This is a genomic window from Cytophaga hutchinsonii ATCC 33406, from assembly GCF_000014145.1.
GTDB classification, from domain to species: domain Bacteria; phylum Bacteroidota; class Bacteroidia; order Cytophagales; family Cytophagaceae; genus Cytophaga; species Cytophaga hutchinsonii.
Genome location: NC_008255.1, coordinates 3,244,255 through 3,266,422 on the forward strand (window position 1 = coordinate 3,244,255; position 22,168 = coordinate 3,266,422).

Annotated in this window: 18 protein-coding genes; 13 read left to right on the top strand and 5 right to left on the bottom strand. The window is 40.3% G+C overall.

Translation table 11 applies throughout. From position 1 onward, the window contains the following. Positions 1 to 25: 25 nt before the first annotated feature. Both CHU_RS13825 and CHU_RS13830 read right to left on the bottom strand, forming a co-directional pair. Positions 26 to 1,174: a muramidase family protein gene (locus CHU_RS13825; RefSeq protein ID WP_238379290.1), complete on the bottom strand. Its 1,149-nt coding sequence runs from the start codon at positions 1,172 to 1,174 to the stop codon at positions 26 to 28. A gap of 7 nt (positions 1,175 to 1,181) precedes the next feature. Beyond that, the gene (locus CHU_RS13830) at positions 1,182 to 1,991 is read right to left on the bottom strand and encodes a DUF4905 domain-containing protein (RefSeq protein WP_011586201.1); all 810 of its coding nucleotides are present in this window, start codon (positions 1,989 to 1,991) and stop codon (positions 1,182 to 1,184) included. Positions 1,992 to 2,108: 117 nt separating this feature from the next. Here CHU_RS13830 and CHU_RS13835 point away from each other — a divergent pair, with 117 nt between their 5' ends. The 7 genes from CHU_RS13835 to CHU_RS13860 all read left to right on the top strand — a co-directional run bounded on the left by CHU_RS13835 (position 2,109) and on the right by CHU_RS13860 (position 9,298). Continuing rightward, positions 2,109 to 3,440 carry an NfeD family protein gene (locus CHU_RS13835; RefSeq protein WP_041932404.1) on the top strand — a complete coding sequence of 444 codons (1,332 nt, stop codon included), beginning with the start codon at positions 2,109 to 2,111 and terminating at the stop codon, positions 3,438 to 3,440. Then, complete coding sequence (gene kdsB, locus CHU_RS13840) at positions 3,430 to 4,182, top strand: 3-deoxy-manno-octulosonate cytidylyltransferase (RefSeq protein ID WP_011586203.1); 753 nt, start codon at positions 3,430 to 3,432, stop codon at positions 4,180 to 4,182. Before CHU_RS13835 ends, kdsB begins: the two co-directional genes overlap by 11 nt. Before the next feature lie 67 nt (positions 4,183 to 4,249). Then, a complete protein-coding gene (locus CHU_RS13845; protein ID WP_011586204.1) occupies positions 4,250 to 5,026 on the top strand; it encodes a hypothetical protein in 777 nt (258 codons plus the stop codon). Positions 5,027 to 5,067: 41 nt separating this feature from the next. Then, the gene (locus CHU_RS13850) at positions 5,068 to 5,646 is read left to right on the top strand and encodes a hypothetical protein (RefSeq protein ID WP_011586205.1); all 579 of its coding nucleotides are present in this window, start codon (positions 5,068 to 5,070) and stop codon (positions 5,644 to 5,646) included. Positions 5,647 to 5,700: 54 nt separating this feature from the next. Then, on the top strand, positions 5,701 to 5,910 hold the full coding sequence (locus CHU_RS19450; RefSeq protein WP_143144010.1) for a hypothetical protein: 210 nt from the start codon (positions 5,701 to 5,703) through the stop codon (positions 5,908 to 5,910). A 16-nt stretch (positions 5,911 to 5,926) separates the two neighbouring features. Continuing rightward, positions 5,927 to 6,349 carry a hypothetical protein gene (locus CHU_RS13855; protein ID WP_011586207.1) on the top strand — a complete coding sequence of 141 codons (423 nt, stop codon included), beginning with the start codon at positions 5,927 to 5,929 and terminating at the stop codon, positions 6,347 to 6,349. Positions 6,350 to 6,550: 201 nt separating this feature from the next. After that, positions 6,551 to 9,298 carry a T9SS type A sorting domain-containing protein gene (locus tag CHU_RS13860; RefSeq protein ID WP_011586208.1) on the top strand — a complete coding sequence of 916 codons (2,748 nt, stop codon included), beginning with the start codon at positions 6,551 to 6,553 and terminating at the stop codon, positions 9,296 to 9,298. A 141-nt stretch (positions 9,299 to 9,439) separates the two neighbouring features. On the opposite strand, the gene CHU_RS13865 is transcribed toward CHU_RS13860, so the two are convergent. After that, the gene (locus CHU_RS13865) at positions 9,440 to 10,117 is read right to left on the bottom strand and encodes a hypothetical protein (protein ID WP_011586209.1); all 678 of its coding nucleotides are present in this window, start codon (positions 10,115 to 10,117) and stop codon (positions 9,440 to 9,442) included. Between the two features lie 426 nt (positions 10,118 to 10,543). On the opposite strand from CHU_RS13865, the gene CHU_RS19305 reads away from it, so the two are divergent. Both CHU_RS19305 and CHU_RS13875 read left to right on the top strand, forming a co-directional pair. After that, positions 10,544 to 13,924 carry a glycosyl hydrolase family 8 gene (locus tag CHU_RS19305; RefSeq protein ID WP_081428666.1) on the top strand — a complete coding sequence of 1,127 codons (3,381 nt, stop codon included), beginning with the start codon at positions 10,544 to 10,546 and terminating at the stop codon, positions 13,922 to 13,924. A gap of 221 nt (positions 13,925 to 14,145) precedes the next feature. After that, positions 14,146 to 15,561, top strand: coding sequence for a GldM family protein (locus tag CHU_RS13875; protein ID WP_011586211.1), 1,416 nt, complete (start codon positions 14,146 to 14,148; stop codon positions 15,559 to 15,561). Positions 15,562 to 15,678: 117 nt separating this feature from the next. On the opposite strand, the gene CHU_RS13880 is transcribed toward CHU_RS13875, so the two are convergent. Together CHU_RS13880 and CHU_RS13885 are read right to left on the bottom strand one after the other, a co-directional pair. After that, complete coding sequence (locus CHU_RS13880; RefSeq protein WP_011586212.1) at positions 15,679 to 16,014, bottom strand: translation initiation factor; 336 nt, start codon at positions 16,012 to 16,014, stop codon at positions 15,679 to 15,681. A 306-nt stretch (positions 16,015 to 16,320) separates the two neighbouring features. Continuing rightward, positions 16,321 to 19,089: a phosphoenolpyruvate carboxylase gene (locus tag CHU_RS13885; RefSeq protein ID WP_011586213.1), complete on the bottom strand. Its 2,769-nt coding sequence runs from the start codon at positions 19,087 to 19,089 to the stop codon at positions 16,321 to 16,323. A gap of 274 nt (positions 19,090 to 19,363) precedes the next feature. On the opposite strand from CHU_RS13885, the gene CHU_RS13890 reads away from it, so the two are divergent. The 4 genes from CHU_RS13890 (at position 19,364) to CHU_RS13905 (ending at position 22,162) form a co-directional block, all read left to right on the top strand. Beyond that, positions 19,364 to 19,993, top strand: coding sequence for a hypothetical protein (locus tag CHU_RS13890; protein WP_011586214.1), 630 nt, complete (start codon positions 19,364 to 19,366; stop codon positions 19,991 to 19,993). Beyond that, the gene (locus CHU_RS13895; protein WP_011586215.1) at positions 19,974 to 20,405 is read left to right on the top strand and encodes an META domain-containing protein; all 432 of its coding nucleotides are present in this window, start codon (positions 19,974 to 19,976) and stop codon (positions 20,403 to 20,405) included. Before CHU_RS13890 ends, CHU_RS13895 begins: the two co-directional genes overlap by 20 nt. Position 20,406: 1 nt before the next feature. Next, positions 20,407 to 20,649: a hypothetical protein gene (locus CHU_RS13900; protein WP_072355968.1), complete on the top strand. Its 243-nt coding sequence runs from the start codon at positions 20,407 to 20,409 to the stop codon at positions 20,647 to 20,649. Between the two features lie 391 nt (positions 20,650 to 21,040). Continuing rightward, entirely contained in the window at positions 21,041 to 22,162 is a 1,122-nt protein-coding gene (locus tag CHU_RS13905) for an efflux RND transporter periplasmic adaptor subunit (RefSeq protein WP_011586217.1), read from the top strand. The last annotated feature ends 6 nt before the right edge of the window (positions 22,163 to 22,168 follow it).

Consider the following 22,168-nt stretch of genomic DNA (forward strand, 5'->3'; position numbering starts at 1 on the left):
TTATAAATCTTATGAATTAATCTGCTTACGGAATGTACATCAATGTTGCGGAGAAGCGTGAGCCCGTTCCGCCCAAACGTTCATATGCTTTTTTAGAAATACGGATGATGGTTTTCCCATCTGTACCTGTATCTGTTAATTTACCAACTACACGAACGTATACTTTAATTCCGTTGGATTCATTCAGCAACTGAATGATGGTACCTACTGCCGCTGTTTTATGATACGCCAGATATTTAGGTGTATCCTGGTTATCTGCCATCAGATCGGCAAATCCATTTTCAGTGATTTTTTTAAAGTCAGATGCAGGCACTGTTGGTTTTGTTGCCGGCGTTTGTGTCTGCATGGTTTCCAAACGTGCCTTGTCCTGCTGTAATTGAATGGTATCTGCTTCAACATTTGCCGGTTTTGCCGGTGTTGTAGTTGTGACAGGTTTTGTTGTTCCCGTGGTAGTCGTAGTAGTTGCTGTTACAGGTTTAACAGGTGTAGCAGTGGTTGTTGTCTGAGCTACTTCTGCATTCGAAATTTTAATCGTTTGCCCTACTTTTAGTGAACTGACACCCGGGTTCGCTTTTTTAATATCTTCAACACTTACATTATATTTTTTTGCAATCGAATAGAACGTTTCTCCTCCTGCTACCTTGTGCTCAACGGTTTCTTTTACTACAGAAGTTGTTTGCGTAGTTCCGGTTGTTTCAGGTTTTGCTGGCGTTGTTGTGGTTGTAGTAGTGCTTCCTGCCTTACCCGGCAGGTTAAGTTCCTGACCAACGCTGATGGAATTAGTAAGTCCCGGATTGGCCTTCTTTAGCGCGTCTACACTAATGGAATATTTCGTAGCAATGCTGTACAATGTTTCACCGGCAGCAACCGTGTGTGTTTTGCCTGTTGCAGATGCAGTTGTTGTTGCTTTAGTTGGCGCAGCCGCATTGCTTGGCACATACAATACCTGTCCTACTTTCAACCCTTCAGACCAGGTTGGATTATTTTTCTTAATATCATCTACCGATACATTGTATTTTCTGGAAAGTGAATACAGTGTTTCGCCAGCGGCAATTCTATGCAGTACAAATAATTTCCCATCTTTTCTTTCAACACCAATAGAATCACAAACACTTGCCTGTGAAATGGATTGCAAAGACAATGATACGGCTACTACTAAAAAAAAACGGTTCACTATTTTTTTACTTAATAACATAAGACTGTAATTCATTATTATTTTTAACTACAATTAATTGATCTTTCAGAACGAAGAACGTATCCATGCCTATTCCCTTCAAACCGGCATTCAACTTTTCATGCACCAATAAGGCTCCCTTTTCATCGGCAACCAGTATAAAATTGGTCAGCTTTTCTTCTTCGTAAATATAATAAGAAATCAGCACCTTATCCCCCTTCTCCAGATATTCTATCATCCGAACGGCTTTATGCCCGGTGATGATCTCTATGTATTCTTTTATTTTGCTGAAAAAAGAATTTTCTTCCTCAAAATGAAACGGGTATAATACGAACGATCGAGTCTGTGCTTTCTTATTAAAACCAGAGAACATTTCTTTCACTGAAACGGCTCCAAGTGTTTTACCTGCTGCCCAATCTAATTTAAGATACGAAGAATCTTCCTCTTTTCCTTCTGCAACAATGATTCCATCCGGTTCGGCCTGCATAACCTGAGCATCGTCTTTACCCCAAAGCAGTTTCGACGTTTTTCCGTCAATCACTGCAAAACCACGCTGCTCGGGCATATCCGGGTCGTTGAATTTAACCACCAGCAGGTTTCCTTTATTTGCAATTTTCAAACTGCTCCACCATGCATCCAGGATAGAAACATCTGCCCACAACATTTTTTTAGCCTGAAGATCAAACGCATGAAACAGAGCCTTGCGTTTATCCCCATCACGGGTTTCAACATACACAGTTCCGGTATCGCTATCGGCAATTATTTTCCAGATTACGCCTGAAAATAACTTAGAAAAAGTCGGTGCATGTAAAGACATAGGTATAATTTGCTAATTTTAGGTCAAAGGTAGGAGAATTAAGTGTAAAGTGTAACGTTTTAGAGTGTAAAGAACCGGAACCTGTTTCAGCCTCTATTCCTTAAAGACCCGCTCCATATGAAAAAAAATAACTTCTTATTTTTACTGTTTCTTTTATTAAATGCGTATCAGACTTTGGCTCAGCAGGTATATGTGATCCGGATACGACAGGAGATTGATCCGCAGATGTCACATTTTGTGGAGCTTGGTTTACAGGCGGCAACGCGTGACAGCGCAGATTATATTATCCTTGATATGGATACCTACGGCGGTGCATTACTGGATGCCGATAAAATACGCATGGCTTTATTAAAATATCCCAAACCGGTGTATGTATATATAAACAAAAATGCGGCTTCAGCGGGTGCCTTAATTTCAATTGCCTGCGATTCCATTTACATGGATGCCGGTTCCATTATTGGTGCAGCAACAGTTGTAGACGGCGAAGGTAAGCCTGCCCCGGATAAATACCAATCGGATATGCGCGCAATGATGCGGACCACAGCCGAAACCAATCACCGTAATCCCGTATTTGCTGAAAACATGGTGGGTAAAGCAGTAGGTGCTGATAGCCTAACGGTTGGAAATGTTACCACCTTTACAACCTCAGAAGCTATAAAAAATGGCTATTGTGAGGCTGAAATTCATTCGCTGGAAGAATTGTATACATACCTGCATCTGCATCATGCAGCTATTACACACTTTGAATTAAGTACCACGGACCAGATCGTTAATTTCTTTATGAACCCGGCTTTACGCGGTTTGCTCTTGCTGCTGATCATCGGCGGTATTTATTTTGAACTGCAGACACCTGGTATCGGCGTTGCCTTGTTTGCAGCACTCGTCGGTATTGCTTTATACTTTATTCCTTCTTACCTGAATGGCCTGGCCGAAAACTGGGAGATCCTGATCTTCTTTATAGGCGCTGTTTTATTGATCCTCGAAATAACGGTTATACCGGGCTTTGGCCTTGCGGGACTTTCAGGCCTGGTACTAATTGTTTCATCCCTGATATTGGTTGGCCTAAACAATGACACCTTTGATTTTACCTTTGTGCCGGAGAGCGATATTTACATCACTTCCGCAACCGTACTCGCGGCCTTTACTGCCGGTACTGTTCTTGCATTTGCAGCCGGAAACCGATTCATGAAAAGCGCATTATTCAATAAAATCAGCCTGCAGGATACATTTCAGTCAAGCGATGGCTTCACGTCAAACTTTCATACAGAAGTATTGACCGGTAAACAAGGGACCAGCTATTCCGTGTTAAGACCGAGTGGAAAAATCCTTCTTGATGGAAATGTGTATGATGCGTACACACGCGGTGAATACGTGGAAGCAAACAAAGCAGTTGAAGTGATTGAGCAGGTTGGCAGCTCGTTAAAAGTAAAAGAAATTCATGTCCAGTAACATCTCTATTGTAGCAATCATTCCGGCGCGCTACGCCTCTACCCGTTTTCCGGGAAAGCCTTTGATACAGATCAACGGCAAAACAATGATCCAATGTGTGTACGATCAGGTGCGCAGCACACCTGAAATTACCGAAGTACTTGTTGCTACCGACGACGACCGCATTGAAGCCGAAGTGCTGCGGTTTGGCGGTAAGGTTGTACGTACGCTACCCGAACACCCAAGCGGCACCGACCGTTGTTTTGAAGCCTATCAGAAATTGAATAAGCCTTTTGATTTCATCATCAATGTACAGGGTGACGAACCTTTTATTCAGCCGGAACAGATCCGGACACTGGCAGGCATTTTAACGCCGGATGTAGAGCTTGCAACGCTGATTAAAAAAATCGAAGACGAAGAAACATTATTCAATCCGAATACGCCTAAGGTATTGGTGAATGCAAACGGTGAAGCAATCTACTTCAGCCGGCAGACGATTCCGTATCTGCGTCAGCATGCGGATAAAAAAGACTGGCTGGCCAACCATACGTTTTTCAAACACATCGGCATGTATGCATACCGTCCGGATATATTGGCACAGATCACTCAGTTAAAACCGTCTGCACTGGAGCTTGCGGAATCGCTTGAGCAGTTGAGATGGTTAGAGAGCGGCTATTCGATCCACACGGCTGTTACTACGATAGAGACTGTTGGTATTGATACACCGGAGGATTTATTGAGAGTGACTCATACATCCAGCTAACAAAAAACAATTTGCCTCGGCAAACCAAACGCAGAAAACATATCCTATAAGAAAATCCTCTTCAACAATGACAAAACACACCTTTTTTTTATTCTGCGTATTTATTGCGTTCAGTTGTTCCAACGATAAACTTGAAAGCAAAGGTTTTGCAATCAGTGAAATTTCAGATGAAGAAACCGTACCGGAGAAAAGCGGATTAGCCAAAGACTCTGCTGTATTTCAAACGCAGCCCTACAAAGTGTTGTTGACCGCCCACCCGGCTCACCGGTTAACGCCCCTGTTTAAAGTTAACTACAACAAAAAAACACAGAAGCCTTTTATCGGTTCAACAGATTTTCATTACAGGTATTCAGAAGAAATTGAAAGCGGTAATAACTGGAACAGCCATTTAATACCGGGCTTTGAAGCTGCATATGGATATAACCTGGTGAATATTTCTCATTTCAATACAGGCACTCAGAAACAACAGGTGCTTTTTGAAAAACCGGTATTGATAAAAACCATTTATTATCCGGCGTTTACTAAAGATACATTAAATAACAAACCCGTTACACGTAATTTTTATATGGTTTCAGCGTATGATGAAGATACCAATAAAGATGGCATGATTAACCTGCAGGACTTGAGACGTTTTTATTATTTTGATCTGGAAGGAGAAAATAAACGTGCACTTTTACCAGAAAATTATTCTATCCAGGCGTCAGAATATGACCCCGCAAACGATGTGGTATACATCTTTGCTAAGCTTGACGAAAACAACAATGGTACAGCCGACGACAGGGAAAGTGTACACATCTTCTGGATTGATTTAACCAATCCGGAAAAAACAGGGCGACAGCTGTAAAGCTATTATCGATGCTTTTACCTGATTAATCAACTACGTTCATGAGTATAAAAAATGCCATTCTGTTTTTGCTGCTTTCGTTGCTTTTAACGTCTTGTTCCGGTTCCGGTGAATCTGTTGAATCAACTAATTCAACAGATTCATTAAAGCAGAATACCGGTACATCTTCCATACATACATCTGACACCCTTGAAATATGGGATTCAATTGCCGAAAAACCTTTTCTATTTGAACATTGGCTTGTATCACTGGATAGCGTGCTGCTGTTTCTTCCATCAGATGTAACCTTGAATAAAAGCTTGCAGAAATCTGAATATGAAGCGGGAATGAATGATAGCATAACAGAAATACATGTTGGCCAATCGGTTATTCAATATATAAAATCTCCTTCTGTGGGTTTTATAAACTATGCGGTTATTATGGATAAGGATATAGAATTTGTGCGCGGCATCCACATTGGTGACCGATATGAAAATATCATTCAAAAACTTAACATAAAACATCAGCAAAAAACATTCACATGTTTATATATCAATCATGGAGATGCAAACAGCGTATTGATTTTTGAATTCAAAGAGGAGAGACTTTTCAAAGCTACTTTCTGGCCCTATACCGGTTAAAAAATAATTCATATATTTTACGTGTATCCAAATTTATTAAAATCAAATACGCACATGACAGATCAATTTATTAAAATCATACTGAACATTACAGCACTTTGTTCCATGCTTGCAGGACTTTTTGGAATGCTGTTTTGTTTTCCCTTTTTATGGTCGACAAAAATGGAAGCCTTGGTAAGTGCCGGTTTTCCATTTATTGCCGGCTCCATACTTTTTGGATCGGGACTTTTAACGCGTGGAATTATTATCAGGAATAAATGTTAAAAACGTCATATAGATTATGGCTAAAAAAACTTCTGAAAAACTGGGTGTAAAAAACGGGATGCGGTCGATACTCCTGCATGCAGATGAAAAGGTAATCCAGACAATAGATTACCCGCAACTTGACCGTAAGACAACGCTGAGCGGAGCATTCGATTACGTACATTTTTTTGTACAGAACACTACCGATTTTCATAAAATATTTCCCAAACTCATTCCGCATCTAAAAACTACCGGCATGCTTTGGGTATCGTGGCCCAAAGCAGGACAAGGTAACACAGACCTTACGTTACCTGTAGTAATACAGATCGGTTATTCGTATGGATTGGTTGAAAGTAAAGCCATCAGTATTGATACATACTGGTCTGCATTAAAATTTACGCATCCGAAAAAAGGGAAGACATATGAAAATAGCTATGGTAAACTGCCTGAGCCTTCTTAAAATGCGCTTATTCTATTCTACATTGAATACATATTCTAGAATTAACTCCGTATAAACCCGCATATATTTTAATTATATTTATACACTTGAAAAAATATAATTAAAAGGTATATTTACTTATAATGTTTTCCAGGGGTTATCAGTTTTGAACCAACTGGAGATACATTTTTATTGCGACCAATACCCTAATAAAAAACATGTATGAAACAGCTCTTTAAAAAAGAAAAAACCAGGATTTTCATTTTTTTATCAATCATCTTTTTATCTGTACAGGCATTCAGTTCAAATGCTCAATGCACAGAGGCATGGGAAGATTTTGACACACACCGTAACGTTACCTATGCCAATGTAGATGGTGTATTTACAGAGAATGCTGCAAACCCGGCTGCTAATTATATTAACAGCAGTGCAACATGCGGAAAATACGAACGTTCAACCATTCAGTATGACGGTATTGTTGGCGCTGCAACGGTTGGCAACGGCGATTATTACAGAGACAGAAGAAAAGTGTTCAAAATGGATGTGTACAGTGCCTATGCCGGCATGGAGGTAAAAATTACACTTGCCAACAATACACAAAGTCAATTGGCGTATCCAACAGGCAGACACAGCGAATACACTGCCTTAACTACTAAAGTAAATCAGTGGGAAACAGTAACGTTTGCCTGGCTGGTAAACCCAGATGCTGCTTTAGCAGGCGACTTGGTTAACCAGGTAGTGATACAGTTTGCCGGTAATACAACCGCAAGCAAAACCATATACTTTGACAATTTTGTATCTGAATACCTGATCACGTGGGATGATTTTGACTATGTTCGAAATGCAACCTATACTTCCATGGATGGTACACTGAGCACAGTAACCAACCCGGCCTCAAGCCTTGTAAACAGCAGTACTAAATGCGCGCGTTATATCCGTAATGCAGCCGCACAAAATGACATGATCGTTGCATCCTGCACAAACATTGGGCAGGCAGACAATTACAAAAACGGGAATTATGTTATTAAAATGGCTGTATATAGCCCTGTAAGCGGCCTGCCTGTTAAATTATTCCTGAACAAATCTTCTGTAACGGCTACACAGGCCTACCCTGCCGGCAGACACAGCTTTTATACAAGTACCACTACCAAAACGAATCAATGGGAAGTTCTGACATTTGTATACGGCGGACAGCCGGATGCTACGGTAACCGGAGTAGATCAGTTTGCACTGCAATTCGCACCCAATACTTCAACAGGCACAACAGTATACTTTGATGAATTAGTAGCTGTGCTTACAAAACCTGCTGCAACATCTGCTATTACAGGCCCGGCTACAGCATGTAAAAATCAGAATGGGGTTGTGTACACTGTTGTTAATGTAACCGGCGCAACCTATAACTGGTCAGTACCTGCAGGAGCAACCATTGTTTCAGGTATTGGTACAAACGCTATTACTGTGAATTACGGAGCAAATCCGGTTAGCGGTTCTGTGGCTGTCAGAAGATCCAATGAAATATCCTGTACATCAGATTGGACTGCACTTAACGTAACCATCGGTACGCTTACACCAACCGTTGATGCCGGCGCACCTATAACAAAATGTAACTATATTAATTTCATACCGCTTACTGGTACTGTGGGCGGCGCAGGAGTAACAACCGGTATCTGGTCGTCTCCAACAGGAGGTACATTTACAGATGCCACAAATTTAAAGGCCTCGTATACGCCTTCTCAGACAGACAGAACCAACGGCAGCGTGACACTTACACTAACTACGACAGGAACCTGCAACGCTGCTTCAGCTACCGTGAATCTTACACTTACTGCCTGCACCGGTCTTACAATATCCATTCCTTCCAATAAATATTGTGCGGGTAATACATTCACTGCTACTTATTCATCAACAGAAACCTATAATGCAGGAAATGTATTTCTGGTTCAATTAAGTAATGCTGCAGGTGCGTTCACCAACGCAACAAATATAGGTACGTTAACATCCTCAGCAAGCACCGGCCAGATTGCCTGTACCATGCCTGCAGCACCAACACCCGGCGCACTTTACAGAATCCGTATTGTAGCTACCAGCCCATCAACAATCAGTCCGGATAATGGATTTGATATCAGCCTGGGATATGTTGCAAATCCTGATTGGTACACCACTAATTATAATATCCTGGTAGGAGAAACAACTATTCTTAGAAATCAAACAAGTGGTTCTGTACGTTGCGGCTGGGTTTTAGGTGATGGAGCTTTACCTGAAACACCTGTTTCATGTCTGCAATCTGTATCCTACACAACTCCGGGAACTAAAAAAGTATCTGTAATCGCATATGATCAATACGGATGCTCTGCCACAGGCTCAGAACAAAATATCAATGTATTCAGCTGCAATCCGGTTATTCCCGCAAATGCATACATAGTAACAGGAACGCAGGATGCAGCTGTTATTCCTAACGATGCAGCTGTATGGGTAAAAGGTGGAGCAGTATATACTGTAAAAAACAGCCGTCAGTATGTGTATGTTTCAGCAGGCGGCAGTGTCAAAATGGGGCAATTCGGATCTGTGAGAGCTGTATATCTTGAGCCTTTTGCAAGTTTTGATGGAGGTACAGGATCAACTTCCGGTGCAATTGTATATGACCCGAATGCCGGCGTATTAGCTAATCCAAGTCCAAACTTATACCTTTTACCTTGCAGCAGCCTTACCCTGGCTACAGATATTACTACAGACATACAAAATCAAGGTGCTGCAGCAATCGATGTAGTTGTGTACCCGAATCCTACAAACGGAAACTTCTCTATTAAAAGTACAAATACAGTTGTGTATGAAGTAACGGTAGTAAATGGTTTAGGACAAACAGAAGTACATACCGGTGAACACATCAGCACAGACATGAAAGGACTTCTTGTTCTTAAGATCAATACAGACAAAGGAACAACAGTCAGACGGATCAGTGTGACAGAATAAGTGATACCTTAAAATCGTGTACTTAATCCGTTAAGTTACCCGGCTTTATTATTTATCGTCATTCGTTATAAAAGACAAATCCCCAACGGTATAATGCATACCGTTGGGGATTTGTCTTTATTCCAGCATCTAAGTTGCGCTTTATGCGTGCTTTACTAAATGCTTATAATGACTTGCTACAAATTTATCAATCGTATCGTAGTAGGCATCCAGTTCCATTTCATCCAGATCAATAGATACAGACGAACCATCTTTAAAAGTCAACTCCATTTTTTTAGCTTCACTCTTATCATCGGTAAGTATCTCAATATGCTGAATATCGGCTGTATTGAAATGCCCTTCTTTTTCGTTGTTTTTGTATTCTATTTTATCATCTGTAAGCTGAAGAAAATCGTGTAGATTTTTTATACCCGAAACTATTTTATCTAATATCGGAGGAACCATGCAGGCAAGCAGCCATAGCAGGAAGCGGAGGTGATTTACTTCATACGTAAAATAAACAAAACCGAAGATTGCAGGAATAAACAAATACATCAATATCTGTGTGCGCAATTTCGCAACACGATTTCTGAATATAATTCCTCCAGGTACTTCTTTCAGTTTAATCGGAAATAATATTTCTTCCCACATAATCAGCACCATTATTACCACAGCCAAACCAATCAGAAATATCCCTACAAACACATCTGTATTTTCTTTCAGGTCATGAATGGAAACAACGAAAATCTGCTGGGCCAAAAAACACGAAATAATAAAAACAAGTAATAGCAAGCCTATACTAAATTCTTTCGGGTAGGTTGGTCGTATTATTTTTCTCATGGGTATAATTTTTCAAATGAATATATAAAATATGATCGTAAAATTAATTTTCAATATTGATTCAATTCTGAATTTCAAATCAAATATCAGCTGTCTTTAATAAAAATTAACCCTCTTTTCCGGAATTTAAGTTACGTGTATTTACATATATGCACAAACTTGAAATTTGATAAAGTGCCTCCAGATTTCTGCAAAGCATAATTTCCTCGCTCTTTTGCCAGAAAACCGCCTTAAAATTCAAAAAACAGAATATTCTAAAAATATGACTTATCAAATAAAAAATATTCATTAAATTATTTAAATAATTGAATTGTAATATTTATTATTGTAATAGTAACATAAAATTTATTGAATAACATACGCAGCCCCAGCACTGTTTTCAATAAATGGAATATGATCCTGAACCCAACTAACCGAAGCTCATTTATGAAAAAAAGATTACTCTCCGCTTTTATTTTTGTTTCGCTGGTGTTTACAACTGTCTGTCATCAAACAGTTGCTCAGACACAACCATTCCCGGCAAACAAAACCTACTCGTATGGTACCATGCCTGGCAATAAAAATAGCCAGGATGCTATCAATAACTACAATACCTGGAAAACGAATTATGTTGAAGCCTGTTCCAACGGAAGGTTCAGAGTAAAATTTGACAACAGAAGCCAGACGGTATCAGAAGGTATCGCTTACGGGATGTTATTAGCTGCTTATTCAGGCGACAGAACATTATTTGACGGTCTTTGGAATTATTATAAAGATAACCGTAACGGAAACGGTGTAATGAACTGGAAAATCAATGGCTGTTCGGGTACTGCAGGTGCTAACGGTGCTACTGACTCTGAAGTGGATGCGGCTATGGCCCTTATCGTTGCAGACTATCAGTGGAGTACTTCAGGCTCCATCAATTATAAAAATGATGCAAAGGCATTGATCACTGCCATCAAAAATTTTGAGGTAGAAAGCGGATCGTATGTGTTAAAGCCAGGCGACCAGTTTGGCGGCAGTAGCCTCACAAACCCTTCGTACTTTGCGCCGGGTTATTTCAGAACGTTTGCAACGTATATGAATGATACCTTCTGGAACAATGTAGCCGATAAATGTTATGTCGTTATTAATAATAACCTGTCTGTAAATAATGCCGCAGGCGGTTTAGTGTCTGACTGGTGTACAGCATCCGGCAGTTATTCAAGTGCAGCAGGCGGTTATGCAAACGGCGGAAGAAATTACTCATACGATGCAGCCCGCACACCATGGAGAATTGCAGTAGATTATGTTTGGTATGGCAATGCAAGTGCAAAAACGTATTCTAAAAAATCTTCCGATTTCGTTCGCGTAAACCTGGGCGGTTCTCAAAATGTAAAAGATGGTTACAGCCAGAACGGTTCTGCTGTAAGTAACTACCACAACTCAACATTTGTTGGCGCTTTTGCTGCAGCAGCGATGGCAGGCGAAAATCAATCGCACCTTGACAATTCCTATTCCGATCTGAAAGGCATCAACGATGCGAATTCTTATTTTAACCAGACATTAAAAACACTTTACCTGTTTTTATTAACAGGTAACTTTTATTTACCGGGCTCAGGCACTGTAGTGCCTCCTGTAAACGCTGCACCTACGGTTTCGCTAACGGCTCCTTCAAACAACGCTGCCTTCAATGCTCCGGCTTCGGTAACGCTTACAGCAAATGCAGCCGATGCAGACGGTACTATTGCGAAGGTTGAATTTTTCAATGGTTCTACCTTATTGAATACAGATGCAAGCGCACCGTATTCCTTCAACTGGACGAATGTTGCAGCGGGCAATTACACCATCACAGCAAAAGCAACGGATAACGCCGGTGCAGTAACAACTTCGGCTGCGGTATCTATCACGGTAACAGCTGCGGCTAACGCTGCTCCTACGGTTTCATTGACAGCTCCTTCAAACAACGCTGCCTTCAATGTTCCGGCTTCGGTAACGCTTACAGCAAATGCAGCCGATGCAGACGGTACTATTGCGAAGGTTGAATTTTTCAATGGTTCTACCTTATTGAATACAGATGCAAGCGCACCGTATTCCTTCACCTGGACGGGCGTTGCAGCGGGCAGCTACACCATCACAGCAAAAGCAACGGATAACGCCGGTGCAGTAACAACTTCGGCTGCGGTATCTATCACGGTAACAGCTGCGGCTAACGCTGCACCTACGGTTTCGTTAACGGCTCCTTCAAACAACGCTGCCTTCACTGCTCCGGCTTCGGTAACACTTACAGCAAATGCAGCGGATGCAGATGGTACTATTGCCAAAGTCGAATTCTTCAACGGTTCAACGTTGTTAAGTACAGATGCAAGCGCACCGTATTCCTTCAACTGGACGGGTGTTGCAGCGGGTAATTACACGATCACAGCAAAAGCAACGGATAACACCGGTGCAGTAACAACTTCGGCAATCGTGTCTATTACGGTAACAGCTGCGGCTAACGTTGCTCCTACGGTTTCATTAACAGCTCCTTCAAACAATGCTGCCTTCACTGCTCCGGCTTCGGTAACGCTTACAGCAAATGCAGCCGATGCAGATGGTACTATTGCCAAAGTCGAATTCTTCAACGGTTCAACGTTGTTAAGTACAGATGCAAGCGCACCGTATTCCTTCACCTGGACAAATGTTGCAGCTGGGAACTATACGATCACAGCAAAAGCAACGGATAACGCCGGTGCAGTAACAACTTCGGCAACCGTGTCTATTACGGTAACAGCTGCGGCTAACGCTGCACCTACGGTTTCATTAACAGCTCCTACAAACAACGCTGCCTTCACTGCTCCGGCTTCGGTAACGCTTACAGCAAATGCAGCGGATGCAGATGGTACTATTGCCAAAGTCGAATTCTTCAACGGTTCAACATTGTTAACAGGTTCTGTAAATACTTCTGCTCCCTACACGTTCACCTGGACGGGCGTTGCAGCGGGCAGCTACACCATCACAGCAAGAGCAACCGATAATACCGGTGCAGTAACAACTTCAGCCGCGGTGTCTATCACGGTAACGGCTGCTCCGATTGAAAACCCTGGTAACGACTGTATAACCGAAGCGGTACCAGTAGCTGCGCAATGGGTTGTCAGAAACAGCTGGACAGATCAGAATATGGGATCAAAAGCAGTTTCTACTGCAGACGCATTAAATATTAAGCACCGCCAATGGGGTAATCCGGAACTATGGGCGATTGAAACAGGCAAAGCAATCAGCGTTGTAAGCGGACAATCTTACACTGTGTCTTTTGACTTTAAAAACGATGCTCAAACGCCTGTTACCAGTCTTGAAATTGGTTTTGCAACAGCTGAAGCATGGAATGGTGCAACGCTTGACCAACCTGCGGTTACTGTTTCAGGAAGTATTCCTGCTTCTTTCACAACTAAAACAGTAACCATTACAGCTGCAGCAACAGGTACTATTTACCTGGCATATAAATTAAAATTAAACGGGCAGCCGAATAATGAAGTAAATGTATTTATCAAAAACATTTCCGTTTGTTCTTCCGCTGCTGCTTCTTCTTCCGCTGCACGTCCGGCTGCCCCGGCAGCTTCTAATGAAGTGAATGATTTGTTAATGGGTGCAAACCCGTTTGCTGATCAGACGACAGTAGAAATTCCATACGCATCAACTACATCGGTTCATCTAATCATGAGGGATATGAACGGTCTTACGGTATGGGAATCCTATTCGCTGCAAACAAATCAGAAAATCTACCTTGGCTCTGGCCTGCCGATCGGTACGTATCTGGTAACAGTATCTTATGATGGTAACAGCAAAACATTCCGGTTATTGAAATACTAAATTATCTATGATTTCCCAAAAAGCCCATGACTAAAGTCATGGGCTTTTTTTCTCTGATAAATTCACACAATATCTTGCGTTAGTTTAAAAAAAAAGATTACATAAAGAGCCCGTTCTGATTTTTTAGTATCTTTCCACTGCCATATATAAACGGCCATCTGTAAAGTTTACAAAATCTTTTACAGAGCACATTAAATTTATTATATCTTTAACATTCTTATATGAAATACTTTCTTTTTTTATGGTTGCTGTGTGCGGGAAACTGCTATGCACAGCAAACGTCTGTAACACCCACTCAACAGCATTTTCTGTACACCAATGCCAGCAATGAAGTAAACAGTCTTTGGAAAGAAATATCCTTTGTTGCGCACTCTTCCTTTATGCCGAAAGATGTTTCAGACCAATGGCCGGTATTGGAACGGATACACAAACATACTTCGTTTATCTGTACTGAATTTTATACAAGCACCGAACAGGATTCAGTTGTACTATTTGCCATTGATAGTCTTATAAAAGAATATTCTCTTTTATCAAAAGATCTTGCTGCAGGTATAAACCAGTCTGTTAACGCGGCGGAATTTTCAGATGAAAAAACGGGCGAACTGCTGCTACTCGTATTACTTCAGAATGAAAAAAATATGTTAACGAACGCCGGAAAAAGACTGAAGACTGCCAATAAAGACCCGTTACAACTGATCAGTTATACCGTAAATTCTTCTACGCAGTATGTAGCAGAAAGCGGTTGGTATATTGCTACGATTGAAGTACAGTCATTTGGGATTGATCTTTCAAAAGTAAAAGTATTTGTGGAAGACAAGGAACTTCCTGTAGTTAACGGTATCGCTGAATTAAAATTTAAACCAACCTATAAAGGGGGCAAATACTGGAAAGACGGTATGTATGAAAAGAAATGGTCCGGAAAAATTATTGTTCAAGCTGAAAAAGAATTGATCTTCCCGATCGGGCAGACGTATTATACAACCCGGGCAGAAGTAATGCTTATGACCCCTTCAGTAAATGCTTTATATAAAGATTGTGCGAACGAAATGGCCATTTACGTTCCAGCCCTGGCAGCAGCTTATACACCGAGGTTTGAAATCTCAAACCCCGAAAAAAACCGGCTACTTATATCAAAAGAGCACCCAGGAATGATCACTATTATTCCTGATGACAAAAAGGTAGAAATCAAGATATATAATGATTCGCTCTTTATTGCCTCTTTTATATTTGTTGTACGTTTCATTCCAACGCCACATATGGAATTGACGATAGCAGGAGCAGGCAGATATGTTGCTGCGCATCAAATACTAAAGAAACAACTTCTGAAACAACGTATAACAGCATCTCTTAAATCAGATGAAAGTTTTTATACGTTCCTTCCCAAAGATGCCCGCTTCTATGCCAGAACAGTTACGGTAACTATTTTAAGAGATGGAAAAGTAATCGGTCAGGAAGAAGTTAAGGCAAAGGATGAGCAAATAAATTTTTTATTATCCGCATCCCTTTATGAAAAACTTCTTACAAACGATTCAGTCAAAATTACCGCTACCAATCTGGTTCGTAAAACATTTGAAAACAAACAGATTGATTTTACTCCGGTAAATGAAGTATCTTTTGAGTTTATTGTAATAGAGTAATTCGAAACAACAGCAACGAAAGCGAAACCATGGAACAAAAAACTCTTTTTATATGCTATCCGAAGAGCACTTCGCAACTCTGCGAACAGCGCTTGCTGTACCATTCTAACTCAAAAATTACTTTACCTTATATCCCATCTCATTCAATAAAGGCACCAGCCGTGCTCTGAAATCGCCCTGAATCAGCACTTCACCATCTTTTACAGAACCACCTACGCCCAGCTTATTTTTCAATTTTTTGCCTAGATCTTCCAGATCAGCCGTTTGGCCAACAAATCCGGAAACAACCGTAACGGTTTTGCCTGCCCGGCCTTTGCTGTCTAACAAAACTTTTAACTTCTGCTTATCCGCTGGTAAGGTTTCCGGTTCGGTCTCCCCTTCGTACGAATAATTGAACTCCTCACTGGTTGAATATACCACCCCGGACCTGCCTTTGTGCTCCTTTTTTGCCATTTAATCGCTTTTCTAATTTGTTGTATCTATTTTTTTTTAATACTTTAGCGTAATAGACTTACTAAACTGAATTGACAAATGAAATATACGATAGTTTTTTTAACTGCACTTGTGATCAGCTTAATTGCTTCATGTGCACCGCAACATACTTGCCCAACGTATTCAAATTCTGCTATTAAATATCACCACCACCCGACTCACCATTGAGTTTTGATGCCGGCATAATTTAGCAGTAAAAATATACATAAAAAAAACATCCCGCTTAGTAAGCGGGATGTTTTTTTTATGTCCGGAATTGCGGTGGTATCAACCGGTATTACGCAACGCACCTGCAATTGCATTCACGGTAAGAAGCAATTCGGTTAATATTTTATTCGCCTTTTCAGATTGAGGCTGGGTATTCATCTTTCTCCATTTCCTCAGCAGTTCAATCTGATCGTAGTGCAGGTCGTTCAATGCTTCTGCACGCAATACGTTTGAATAATGATGGAACGATCTTCTCACTTCAAACGGATTATCAAACAACAACGCAAGCATCTTTTTTGTTTTGTTGTATTCCTTCACAATCATATCCAGAATCTCTGCACGAACCTCCTCGTCTTCAACAAGGGTTGCATAACTTCTGAAAATCTTTTCATCGGTTGCTGCCAAACTGGTATCAACGTTTGTAAAAATATACCGGATGATGGTATCACTTGAAGCCATTTTTTTCAGGTATTCAAACTCTTCAGGCTGTTCTTTGTAGAACGTTTCTAATGCGTTCCCTACGCCATACCAGCTGGTTATATTGAAACGCGATTGTGCCCAGCTGAATACCCATGGAATGGCGCGAAGATCTGCCAGCGTACGTTTGCCTGAACGACGGGCGGGTCTTGAACCGATCTTACTTTGTTCGATCACATCAATCGGTGTGGCCTGACCAAAGAAGGTAATAAAGTTTTTATCCGTAATTAAATTCGTGTAGAACTCTTTACTTTTCTCTGCTAAATAATCCAGATGCTTATCGAAACGGTTCTTTTTGTGTTTGGTGTACTTGTGCAGAATGGTATATCCTGCCGTACCTGCTTCCAGCAATTCAAGGTTGAAAGCTGCATTAATTTTATTTGCATACTTCTGAGAAATCGTTTCACCCTGTTCGGTCAAACGCATATCACCCTGAATGGTATTGTGCGGCAACGTTTTGATAAACCATTGCGTAGGACCTGCACCACGGCTGATAGAGCCGCCTTTCCCATGGAAGAAACGGATACGTGCACCGTATTTTTTACCTACATCAACCAGTTTCAATTGTGTATTCGACAGATTCGACTGGCTGGCAAGAATACCGCCGTCTTTATTACTGTCACTATACCCGATCATTACCTGTTGTACTTTTTCTTTTTCACCCGTACACGTACGGTGATACTCCAGACTGTTTTTTGTAATCGGGTGTTCTAAAAATTTGCTTAATATATGCGGGCTTCCCTGTAAATCTTCAATGGTCTCAAATAACGGAACTACCGGAAGTTTACAAACAATACCTTTTTCCGTTTTAATTAATAAACCAGCCTCTCTTGCCAATAAGTACACCAGTAATAAATCGGACGTGGAACGCGTCATACTTACAATCAGCGAACCAAGTGCTTTTGTTCCGTATTTCTCTACGTGTTCAGCAACAACGCGCAGGCATGAAGTTACCGCTTCCGCTTCAGGCCCAAGTGTTGTATTCGGGTATGAGAACGGACGGAGAGAAAGCAATTCTTTATTAATAAATTTACAACGCTCTTCTTCGTTCAGTGTAAGGAAACGGTCACCATCCATCGATGCGGCATTCATCAATTGAGAAATCGCATTGTCGTGGAACTTACTGTTCTGGCGAATATCCAGATGCGCCAAGTGGAAACCGAATGTCTGAACCAGACGCACCATGTCGCGTACATCATTGTATGCAATGGCTCTTGCCCCGAATGCCAGTAAGGCATCACGTAAAATTACCAGATCTTCAATCAGTTTCTGAGATTCATTGTAGCTGTACGTCTTTTCATTCAGGCGTAAGCCATCACCTTTATTCTCTTCCAGCGGAAGCTTCATGATAAGAAGCTCAATATAGAAACGGAAAATTTCTCTGTTGTTGGATTCTTTTTCCAGTAACTCCTGTGTACCGGTTTCTTCCACTAATTCATTAATTCGTTTCTGAAGCGGTTTAATTGTTTCTTTAAATAAACAGGTAAAGCTTAAATTCTTTTCCAGTTTTTCAAGATGTCTGTGCATTAAGATAAATGCATTCAGACGAAACAGTTCAAGCGTTTCTCTGGTTACTTCACTTGTTACCAGCGGGTGCCCGTCGCGGTCGCCGCCTACCCAGTTACCAAAAGATATTTTAGGAAGTTTTGTATAGGTAATAATAAGCTCCGGATCAAAGCCCATTTGTTCCCAGGCCATACCCAATCTGCGATCCAGTATGGATACTACTTCCGGGAATACCGTAGTTAAATAATGCAGTACATTTGAACGTTCAGAACTCAGGTCCGGTTTCTCCAGATAAATCTCCCCTGTTCTCCAAAGACGGTCAAGCGTTAATTTTATTTCTCTTCTGATCTCACTTTTTTCAAGTTCTGTATACGTTGAATCTTCCCAGCGTAAAAAAAGCAGATACAATTGTCTGTGGTGTTCTAAGACAATAGTACGTTTGGCTTCCGTTGGGTGTGCCGTCAATACAGGTTCAATGCGTACATTACATAATTCTTCTGCTATCTGTTCCGGTGTAATTTTCTTTTGCTTCAGCATCAAAAGACTTTTGCCCCACAAACCGTTTACGCTTGATAAGGATTTTTCGCTTTCATGCTTGCGGCGCAGCTTAACAGCACCATTTTCTTCAGCCATATTTAACAGCTGAAAGGCAATCGAATACACCTGAATGTGTTTTTCTGTTATAGTGTCCGGACTAGCCTTACCCTTCTTGTTGATCCAGGGAATGTAACGGGCCAACTCTTCTTCACCATTTTCAATCAATACTTCTTTGAAGCAATTTAAAAGGAATTCTAGGTTGTGGTATGTCTTCCCTAATTTGTCCTGCGTTACCGTTAATGCACTCATTTGGTAGTAATTAAATAGTCAAGCATTGATGCGTAATATTAAAAAAATGGATTTAAAACCCATGAATTTCACTACAAGATAAAATATTTATGTCGAAAATATTAAAATTGTTCAAAAAAAATTCGTTTAGGGGTGAATTATTAACTTTAATCTTGGAAATAGCCTATATGAATCCATTTTGTCTTAAAAGAAGAAAACAGTTTCAATAATAAAATGTAATTTTAGAATATTAAATCAGCTATTAGGAATTCTTAAAATACAAACGAACACATTCATGAAATCTTACTTCCTTCTGTTCTGCCTGCTTGGAGTTTCTTTTATCAGCGTTGCAAAAAAACCAATTCCTCCGCTGGACAGTACTGGCAAGGATTACGGCTATTATTTTGATGTGCCGTTTAAAAAAGCAGTATCCTGGGACAGCACGTTAATACTGGCAAAGCGTTTTTTTGACAGCTGTTATTTTGAAAAGTATAAGATGGTAGGTGTGGATACCGCAACGCATTCTTTTAAGGTTCGTGTTACCTCTAAACTTAAAACACACGGCATGCTTAAAAACACACACAAACCAGTGTATTCAAACTGCTACATGACTTTTGATTACCTGTTTTATTATTCAGAAACAGGTTTAAAATGTAAAGTAAAACGTCTGGTACATTATTATACACTCAATTCAGAATCGGGCTACATGGGTACAACCAATGGTAAAAAAACCATGCGTACAGAAAGTGAACGTGTGGAAGTTCCGATGATACAAACAGATGTAAAACTGTACACGCAAAAAGTGCTGCAGGAAGCTCATGAGACAATCACAAAAAGCATTGAAAAAGTAAAAGCGTATAAGTGGAACCGTACGTTTACGCCTAAAGAAAAAAGTAAAAAAAGCCTTGAAGATAACGACTATTAAATGGGTACTGCTTGTCAGTGTGCTCGCCTGTTCCGTCTTTTTTTCCTATAGATGGAACCGTTCAGATGCTGTTCCGAAACACCTGATTGGGAATTGGTCTTTTATAGCATTCTATCCTAAAAAATCGGATACGCTTGTATTTAAAAAAGCCGGGCTGTTATCAATCGATGCAGATAAGATGGTGGTCGGTTTTACGGGCTGTAATAAGTTCCGTACAGAATGTTCAATCCATGGCGACAGTTTATTTTTTGGAACCATTCTTTCCGGCAGAAAGTTTTGTAACAGAGCCTATATGGATGTGGAAGACAGAGTGAAGCAAACACTTCAGAATACCACGATCTATAAAGTTTCTGATTCGACATTGATCTTGTACCAGGGCAAAACAAAGCTTGCTGCCTTACAAAAAATCTAACATGTTTGTTAACCCGCGTGATCCGGACAATAAAATAATTACGGGTAAAATTTTAGAATGGGTATTAACCTTTGACGAAATTCCAAGGGATGCGCGTGTCGCAGCAAGAGAAGTTACCTGTAACGATCCCGGCTGTAATCATACAGACACCTATATTACAATTGAAGGCCCAAATGCGTTTAAAAAAGAACTGATGATACGTAAACCACTGGTTTACATACGAAAGTGGGATATTGTTTTATAATGTAAGTTGTTCTTTGTTCATTCGGTTTTGCACGTTTATATTCAGTTAACCGGCTATGCCATTTGCCTATATTGAGTTGCAGGCAGATTATTTATAAAGAGCCGATCTAACCCGACGGAGCCTTTAACGATCTTTTTTCACTATAAATCAAATAATTAAATATTTTTTCAACAAAAATTCCCTAAATTCAGATTTGCCACATTTTTCAAATTTATTTTTAACAAAACAAAACAAGAACTGATTTTACTACACATGCTAGCGCGCTCTGAAAATAAAACTTCTATATACTATATATATACACCGCGTTTTACTAAACCGGTTCCCAAATTAAATCAATATCAACTTAATATCCCCTACAATGAACTTTAACCCAAATTCTGGTAGCAGTATTATGCACGCAACAACCGCTCTTTTCCCATTTAAAGCGCTACGGGAAAAATCGTTAATCCTCTTATGCCTGGTAATTGTAACGATTCAAACAAGCTGTAACAAGCACGAAGCCAAGCATGAACAAACAAAATTACTCGTTACCAGTCCGTTGAGAATGGATACGATAACAACAAAAGAATACGTTTGTCAGATCCGAGCTATCCGCCACATTGAATTGAGGGCTCTTGAAAAAGGATATTTGCAGGATTATTTTATTGATGAAGGAAAGTTTGTAAAACAGGGAACCTTAATGTTTCAAATCCTTCCGTTGCTTTACCAGGCAGATCAACAAAAGGCACAGGCTGAATTGAGTTTTGCTGAAGTTGAATATTTGAATACAAAGGCTCTTGCGGATAGTAATGTGGTATCAAAAAATGAGCTGCTGATGGCTAAAGCAAAATATGAAAAAGCGAAAGCAGAATTATCCCTTGCACAGGCGCATTTAGGCTTCACACAGATCAAAGCACCTTTTGACGGTATCATGAACCGTCTGGAAGTAAGAAAAGGAAGTTTATTGAATGAAGGTGATTTACTTTCAACGCTTTCAGATATCAGCCAGATGTGGGTGTATTTCAACGTTCCTGAAGCGGAATACCTGGATTACAAAACACATCTTCAAAAGAACAATCAGCCAATGAAAGTAAATTTGAAAATGGCTAACAACGATATGTTCAATCAGGTTGGTATTGTTGAAACAATTGAAGCAGATTTCAATAACCAGACAGGTACCATTGCTTTCAGAGCAACGTTCCAGAATCCGGACAGACTGATCAGACATGGTGAAACAGGTAACGTAATTGTTACAGTACCGCATAAAAATGCATTACTTATTCCTCAGAAAGCAACATTTGAAATTCTTAACGCGCGTTATGTATATGTTGTAGACAAAGAGAATGTTATTAAATCAAGAGAGATTACAATCGCCGCTGAGATGCCTAATTTATATATTGTAACAGGCGGCCTTGAGGAAAATGACAAAATACTTTTAGAAGGCCTGCGTCTTGTAAATGAAAATGACAAGATCAGCTACGATTTCAAAGAGCCTAAAGATGTAATTAAGCACTTAAGTATTTATGCTGAATAGTATGTA